Annotated in this window: 6 protein-coding genes and 1 pseudogene; 2 read left to right on the forward strand and 5 right to left on the reverse strand. The window is 57.1% G+C overall.

All coding sequences use genetic code 11. The features are described from left to right. The first annotated feature begins 745 nt into the window (after positions 1-745). A complete protein-coding gene (locus tag ACP5E6_RS14850) occupies positions 746-1,432 on the forward strand; it encodes a PEP-CTERM sorting domain-containing protein (protein ID WP_427955230.1) in 687 nt (228 codons plus the stop codon). A gap of 166 nt (positions 1,433-1,598) precedes the next feature. On the opposite strand, the gene ACP5E6_RS14855 is transcribed toward ACP5E6_RS14850, so the two are convergent. From ACP5E6_RS14855 to ACP5E6_RS14870, 4 genes are all read right to left on the reverse strand, one after another. Further along, positions 1,599-2,378, reverse strand: coding sequence for an SDR family NAD(P)-dependent oxidoreductase (locus ACP5E6_RS14855; RefSeq protein ID WP_427955233.1), 780 nt, complete (start codon positions 2,376-2,378; stop codon positions 1,599-1,601). A 204-nt stretch (positions 2,379-2,582) separates the two neighbouring features. Then, a complete protein-coding gene (locus ACP5E6_RS14860) occupies positions 2,583-3,725 on the reverse strand; it encodes an acetoin dehydrogenase dihydrolipoyllysine-residue acetyltransferase subunit (RefSeq protein ID WP_427955236.1) in 1,143 nt (380 codons plus the stop codon). Position 3,726: 1 nt separating this feature from the next. Next, on the reverse strand, positions 3,727-4,752 hold the full coding sequence (locus tag ACP5E6_RS14865) for an alpha-ketoacid dehydrogenase subunit beta (protein WP_427955238.1): 1,026 nt from the start codon (positions 4,750-4,752) through the stop codon (positions 3,727-3,729). A 14-nt stretch (positions 4,753-4,766) separates the two neighbouring features. After that, a complete protein-coding gene (locus ACP5E6_RS14870; RefSeq protein ID WP_427955240.1) occupies positions 4,767-5,732 on the reverse strand; it encodes a thiamine pyrophosphate-dependent dehydrogenase E1 component subunit alpha in 966 nt (321 codons plus the stop codon). A gap of 235 nt (positions 5,733-5,967) precedes the next feature. Here ACP5E6_RS14870 and ACP5E6_RS14875 point away from each other — a divergent pair, with 235 nt between their 5' ends. Beyond that, on the forward strand, positions 5,968-6,993 hold the full coding sequence (locus ACP5E6_RS14875) for a GAF domain-containing protein (RefSeq protein ID WP_427955242.1): 1,026 nt from the start codon (positions 5,968-5,970) through the stop codon (positions 6,991-6,993). A 170-nt stretch (positions 6,994-7,163) separates the two neighbouring features. Here the strand turns inward: ACP5E6_RS14875 and ACP5E6_RS14880 are convergent. After that, positions 7,164-7,267, reverse strand: a pseudogene (locus ACP5E6_RS14880) (IS1595 family transposase); the annotation flags it as partial.

A 7,267-nucleotide genomic window follows, 5' to 3' on the forward strand; every position in this document is an offset into this window, starting at 1 on the left:
CAGTCAGCTGATCCTGCTCGGCTCGCCGAACCGCGCTGGCCAACAGGGCAGCGAGAGCGCCGCTACCCCCCGTCAGCGCGAGACCGCCGGAGCCACAGGTGGCTTCACACCGGGTATGGGCGCTGATCTCGACGACGAGATCCCCTTCGCGCCCTGCGTTGATTGACCTGCCCAGACCGGGCGATCGGCCCTCACCGACTGCTTCAGTATCTCGCCGTCAACTTCCCGTAGCGCGTCTGGGCATCCTTCGGCTCCTGGTTGCGTACCATCCGGCTCGGCATCCCGCCCTCCGAGCTGGTCGCGGCCAATACCCTACGCCACAGCATGCCGTATCTTCTCCTGAATTCCGCCTCAGGCATCAGTTTCGCGAAATTTGTCATCGAACGACAGGACACCGATAAAATGGAGTCATACGGGCTAGCTTTTTGAGCCGGAGTCCCGGCAGAACCCCGGACTCGCTCGCATAACAGAAAGTATGCAATATTTAACAATATGCAACTTATGCACGATATACAATTATAGAACAACCTTTACTTGTTGATACAACCTTTTTTCTACACAAAGGTGTGTCAAAAAATTTTACAGGTGTAATTGGTTTCTTTCATTGGGTCTCCACAATGGATTGTAATAGCAATGATAATTTTAATGGCATGATATTTGCTAGTAAAGTGGGGTAGCAAAAAATGTTAAGATTTTTATGCTATGCACAAAAAAAGAGAATCTAACAATCACGAAGGAGATAACCATGCGTATCAAACTCAAATTACTAGCCGGGGCCGCTGTGGTGGCGGCAACTCTCGGAGCCGGCATTGCCCATGCGTCGCCCATCACGTTTCAGGTGAGCGCCTGGCATGCGCTAACTCCTAACGAGAATAACTTTAGCTCGCCGCAGCAGGCGCTGCCGAGCAATCCGCTCGCCACCACCTCCAGCGATCTTGCAGCAACGTTCAATTATACCGGTCTTCCTAACTGGTTTAACCCTGCAGCTCAAACGAATCCGTTCAACACGTTCGTGGGGTACCCGTCATCGGCGATCACGAATATGAAGTTCTATAATAATTATACCTCAACCTTCCCTTTGAGCACTTCATCTTTTGGGAGCGCTACGTTATTCGAGCTATCGTTTACCACGCCCCAAGCTCTATCAGGGACGATCGTGCACGACGATGGTATCAGCCTCTGGAACAGTGCCAATACGACGAACCTAGTCGACAGCCAACTCCCAACACTCGCCACGTCGACGTACTTCTCGGTGGCACCGGGTATGTATAATCTTTGGTATGTAGAGGCCAATGGCGCACCGGCGCAACTAACTTTCCAGAACGTCGATGTTCCGGAGCCGGGTTCGCTGGTTCTGCTCGGTACGGGGCTGATCGGTCTCGGGTTGGTCTTGCGGCGGTCCAAGAAGGCTCGTGTGATTAGCTTATCGTAGACTTCAGATAGGAACTAATTTTAGACCTCCGGCTTCGCCGGAGGTCTTTTTTGTCTTTCCCTGGTGTCGGCGATCTTGTGATAACTACGACTTCTCGACGGACCGTAGATCGTTCGCGTAACCACTGCGGTGAGCGCTGCAACGCGATGGTTCCTATTCAACGGTGTTAGACGAAGACCATACCGCCGTCGGTCATCAGACTTTGGCCAGTCATAAACGCAGATCCACTGGAGGCAAGGAAGCAGGCGACGCCGACCATGTCATCGGGCCGCGAGGCGCGACCAAGTACCGCGCCTGCGGCAAATCTCTCGAACGCCTCATCCACGCCCGTAGACAATTTGTTGTCACGAAATCCCTGATCGATCGTCTTCCACATGTTCGTGTCGACCACGCCGGGACAGATCGCGTTCACGCGAATCTTGTCCTTACCGAAGGCACGCGCTGCCGTCTGGGTGAGAGCAACAACTGCGAACTTAGATGCGCAATAATGGCCAAGCGGTTCATAGCCTTGCTTGCCGGCAATGGAGGCGGTATTGACAATAGATCCGCCGGTGCCCTGCGCCAGCATCTGCTTTATTGCCTCCTGCATTCCGATCATGACGCCCATCGCATTCACATCGATGACGGTGTGAAAGTCGTCCTCGGTAATCGACAAAAAGGGACGGACCTGCGCGATGCCCGCGTTGTTGAACATTGCGTCCAAGCCGCCGAACGCATGCACCGCAACCCCGATCGCGGCTTTCACCGATTCACGATTCCGTACATCGACCTTAGCGTAGCGCGCGCGCTCGCCAATTGCTGCAGCAACATCGCGCGCATTGTCTTCATTCAGATCCGCAACTACGACACGGGCACCTGCCTCTGCCAAACCACGGGCAATCGCGGCGCCGATGCCTTGTCCGGCGCCAGTCACGACGGCGCGGACTTTCGATAGATCTTCGATCATTTTCTAACCCTCACTTTTAAAATTAAGTTTTTTAACCAAACCATTAACCGACAGTCCGGTTTTTGGGATCGACCTACGCCTCGGTTATGGTGATCTTCTTGCCACCTATCTATATAATGTCGGGCGTTCTCCAGTGGCGGAACGCACCACGCCAACAACGCACGGCATAGGTTATAGTGGTAAATTCTGTCGGCAGCGCATGTGTTACGTCCTCGCATTGCTGGTAACGACCATATCCGAAATTAGTCGATTGACCTCGGTCGCTTTCTCCATTTGCGGCATGTGTCCAACATCGTGGATGATATGAATAGAAATCCCGGCCGGTAGGTTCTGAGCGTGGCTTACCGGGAGAATCTCATCCCCGTCGCCCCAGATGATTTGCACCGGAAAGCCGCTGAGCCCCGCTAGGCGACCGCGCAGTATTTCTTTTTGCCGACCATTGGTAAAATTGGCGGTCGCTATCGTGCTAAGTGCGATCGTGACACCGTCTATGCGTTTATACTTCAGCACGTCATCGGTCATATCACGACTTACTAGGCTCTTATTCCAAAATAACTTTTCCAGTATGGCTTGCATCTGCTTGCGCCGGCCAGCTTCAATGAACCCCGCGATGAAACCGGCGTCGATCTCCTCTCCGAGCGAAGTCGGACTTATAAGGCTGAGCGAGGCCACCCGACCCGGTGAATCAAGTGCCATCCGTAGCGCCACCGCCCCGCCCAGCGAATGTCCAACAAGATGTGCCTTTGGGATCTCCAATGCAGCAAGCAGCCTGATGATCAAATTGGACAATGTCTCGAGATCACCTGCGCCGACATTCTTGCTTGAACCGCCGTGTCCAGGCAGATCCAACGCAATCACCCTGTAGTCCTCGGCAAGCCCTGTCTGATTGAACATCCAGTTGTTCAGATCGCCGCCAAAACCGTGGATGAGCACGATCGGCGGCCCGTCATGCTCCCGGCCGGTTTCCAGATAGCGGATCGCACACCCATCCACCTCAATGATGACCGGTTCCGATGCAGGTTCGGTTCGCTCCTGCGTATGATTGATGGCGAACTCAGCTTCGAACTCGGCGATGAAACCGTCGATGTCGCTGTCGGAGACCGAGGCATCGGCAACGATCGCAATCAGAGCGCCGACTGGCAGATCCTGCTGCTCCGCCGCCACGCGGCGACGGAGTATGCCTTTCACTGGACTCTCGTAGCCGTTGGTGATCTTGGTTGTCTCAATGTCGGCGATTTCCTGGCCCACCTCGATCTTGGCACCTTCCGGCACGGTCCAGGATGCGATCTTGCCCTCGGTCATTGCCAGACCGAATTTCGGCATGGTCAAGGGGATAATGCCGGCCATGTCAGGCGACCTCCCTGGCCTGGAATCCCATTACGGCGCGCACCGCCGCCTCCACCCGGTCGGCGTTCGGCACGTAAAGATCCTCGAGGTTGGGCGCGAACGGCACAGGCACATGCGGCGGGCACACCATCCGGATCGGCGCCTTGAGCGCGCCAAATGCTTCTTGCGCTACAAGCGCCGACACGTCTGTTGCCATATTACAACGGGGACTAGCCTCGTCGACGATCACCAACCGCCCGGTCTCCTGCACACATTCGAGGATGGTGCCGGTGTCGAGCGGCGAGACCGTACGCGGATCCAGCACGGTGCAGGAAATACCCACTTTCTCCAGCCGGTCGGCAGCCTCGTTGGCTATTTTCACCATGCGTCCGAACGCAACGATGGTAACGTCGCCACCCTCGCGCGTCAGGTTGGCCTCGCCGAACGGGATGGTATAGGCCTCGTCTGGAACTTCGTCCTCTTCGTCGTAATCCATCTTGTTCTCGAGAAAGATCACCGGGTCGTCGTCGCGGATGGACTGGATCAGCAGGCCCTTTGCCTCATAGGCGGACGAAGGCAGCACGACCTTGAGCCCGGGGATATGGGTGAACAGCGGATACAGGCACTGGCTGTGTTGGCTCGCCGCGCGGAACCCGGCACCGTACATGGCGCGGATCACCATGGGCGTGCGTGCATTGCCACCGAACATGTAGCGGAACTTGGCAGCCTGGTTGAAGATCTGATCGAAGCAGACACCGACGAAATCGACGAACATGAGCTCCGCCACGGGGCGCAGCCCGGTCGCTGCGGCACCCGCCGCGGCACCAATATATGCGCTTTCGCTCAGCGGCGTATCGAGCACGCGCTCGCGGCCGAACTCGCCGAGCAGACCCTTGGTGACGCCGAGCACGCCGCCCCATGCATCCTGCTCGCCCGGCGCGCCCGCACCGCCAGCGATGTCTTCGCCCATAAGGACAATCGTCGGATCCCGGCGCATCTCTTGTCGCAGCGCCTCGTTGATCGCCGCGCGATAGCTCTTCTTGCTCATGCCACGTTCCTCCTTCAGTAAGCCACGTAGACGTCGGTCAGCAGATCAGCGTCGCCCGGCGGCATGCCGGCTTTGGCGCCACGGACAGACAGTTCCACCGCCTCGGCGGCCGCATGGTCCACCGCATCGAGTTCTCCGCTGTCCAGCAGCGCTGCTTCGGTCACCAGCCGGCGGAACCGGCGCAGGCAGTCCTGTTCTGCGCGAATGCGGTCAACTTCGCCCGGCGCCCGATAGGTCGTTGCATCGCCCTCAAAATGACCGAAGTAGCGGGCCAGCTTGACATGCAGCATGCTGGGCCCGTCGCCATTGCGTGCCCGTTCAATAGCCACGCCCGCAGCATCATGCACGGCAAAAAAATCGAACCCATCCACTTCATAGCAGGGCATCCCGAATCCCTCGGCGCGCTTGGCCTGACTGCCGCCGACCGAGTAGGATGACGAGGTGGCCTCGGCATAGCCGTTGTCCTCGCAAACGAAGACGGCGGGCAGCTTCCAGATCGTAGCCAGGTTAAGACTTTCCAGCGTTGTTCCCTGGTTTGAGGCGCCGTCGCCATAGAAGGCGACAGCGACGCCGCCGGTTTTCAGCACCTTAGCGGTGAGCGCCGCGCCGCAGATCAGCGGTGGCCCACCCCCCACGATGCCGTTGGCACCAAGCATTCCCTTGGACATATCAGCGATGTGCATCGAGCCGCCCTTGCCGCCGCAAACCCCGTCCTTGCGGCCATAGATCTCGCTCATCATACCTTGCACCTCGACGCCCTTAGCGATGCAGTGGCCGTGACCGCGATGAGTGCTGGCGATCTTGTCGCGGTCGGTCAGGTGCATGCACACGCCGACCGCCGAGGCTTCCTCGCCAGCATACAGATGCACAAAGCCCGGGATTTCGCCGGTCGCGAACTCGACATGGAGCCGCTCCTCGAACTCCCGAATCGTTCGCATCGTGCGATAGGCATGCAGCAGGTCGGCTCGATTCATCTGCATTGTCTGTTCCCTCCAATTCGCCAATTCACAGGATAACACTGCCTGGCATAGTCAGCTTCCAATCAATGTTGATCCAAAACTAGGAGGGGTCGTGAATAAGTGTCAAAGCCTGATTAAACCAGTGTCGGGATTTTTTACCATCTGGCACGTAATGTGTCGCAGATATGCGCCAAATGATGCAGTTACGCCTCATCACAACGTCATGGCACAGGGATGCGCACTGTGTTATCCTTTCGTGAATAACAATGAAAAGGAGGAAATCATGGCCAAAATTGCTGCATCGCACCATGCGGACCACGTATTCTCTGTCCTCCGGGAGGGCGCAACATCCGCCGTCGCGCCTCTCGAAATTGCAGCTTCATGGCGGCGTTGTCTTGTGAGACATCATATCGATCCTGAGAGAACAGAGCCTCCAACCGTGCTGAGCGGGATGGAATTGCGTCACGCACGGGACTACGCTGGCCGTCTGCTGCGCGCTGCCGATCCAGAATTGGATCACCTTTACGGATTGGTTCGCAATTTCGACTACACTGTTTTACTGGCGGATAGATCAGGGGCCATCATCGCACGGCGCACACGCGATGGTGATGAGAACGGTTGCCGGAACTGGCGCCTCTGGACAGGGGCATTATGGAGTGAAGACATCGAAGGAACAAATGGTGTCGGCACTTGTCTGGCGGAGCGGCGTCCGGTCACGATCCATCGTGATCAGCATTTCCGTCGGCGCCATACACAACTAACTTGCACTGTGGCACCAATATTCAATGCCATGGGTGAGGTGGCCGGCGCGCTCGATATCTCGTCCTTTCGCCCGGATGCTACCGGGCGGGTGCTGCCGTTGGTCATGGCGTCCGTGCGCAACACAGCGCGGCGGATCGAGCAATCGTGCTTTCATGCCTTCTTCTCGCGCCATCTTATCATGATCTTACCGGAGACTGAGGATACATATTCCGCGCCACTGCTGGCGATCGACTCAGATCGTAAGGTTGTCGGAGCAACACACGCGGCACGGGTTGCCCTGCATTTGGACGATGCGGCTTTGGCCGGATCGCTGGGCCTGAGCGATCTCCTGGAAGGCGCGCCAGGACTGGAATCATCTTCGTTTATCGAAGCTGAGCGCTCCGTCGTGGTCGGTGCGCTAGCGCAATCGCAAGGTAATGTGAAGGCTGCTGCCGTCTCCCTGGGAATCAGCCGCGCCACCTTACATCGTAAGATACGGAGATTACGGTTGCAACGACAGCATCGTACCCGCCCGTTCTAACGGTACAAAGGATATCGTCCCTCCTTAAGTGGTGCATTGATTTTAGACGACATTCTCGGGGTGGCCGATCTATCCGGCGATCCGAGAAGCATCGTATCCTCTATCCGACAGCGTCTTCAACGGAGGGAGTGCCGCGATGGTGCCCTCTGCATAGCTATAGGTCGTCCTGCTTACCCATAAACCTCCTCCAGTTTCAGGAGTCTGTATGGCATCGGCGGTGCGTGGACGACAGCGTATCCAAGCCTTGGGATCATGCTGGCGAGATCGTATCGGC

The sequence above is a fragment of the Acidiphilium sp. genome, from assembly GCF_049977125.1.
Classification (GTDB): domain Bacteria; phylum Pseudomonadota; class Alphaproteobacteria; order Acetobacterales; family Acetobacteraceae; genus Acidiphilium.

Bases quoted from the DNA above. Each gene is read 5' to 3' on its own strand.
- ACP5E6_RS14860 (WP_427955236.1), bottom strand. From the start codon at position 3,725: ATGGCCGGCATTATCCCCTTGACCATGCCGAAATTCGGTCTGGCAATG.
- ACP5E6_RS14850 (WP_427955230.1), top strand. From the start codon at position 746: ATGCGTATCAAACTCAAATTACTAGCCGGGGCCGCTGTGGTGGCGGCA.
- ACP5E6_RS14855 (WP_427955233.1), bottom strand. From the start codon at position 2,378: ATGATCGAAGATCTATCGAAAGTCCGCGCCGTCGTGACTGGCGCCGGA.
- ACP5E6_RS14865 (WP_427955238.1), bottom strand. From the start codon at position 4,752: ATGAGCAAGAAGAGCTATCGCGCGGCGATCAACGAGGCGCTGCGACAA.
- ACP5E6_RS14870 (WP_427955240.1), bottom strand. From the start codon at position 5,732: ATGCAGATGAATCGAGCCGACCTGCTGCATGCCTATCGCACGATGCGA.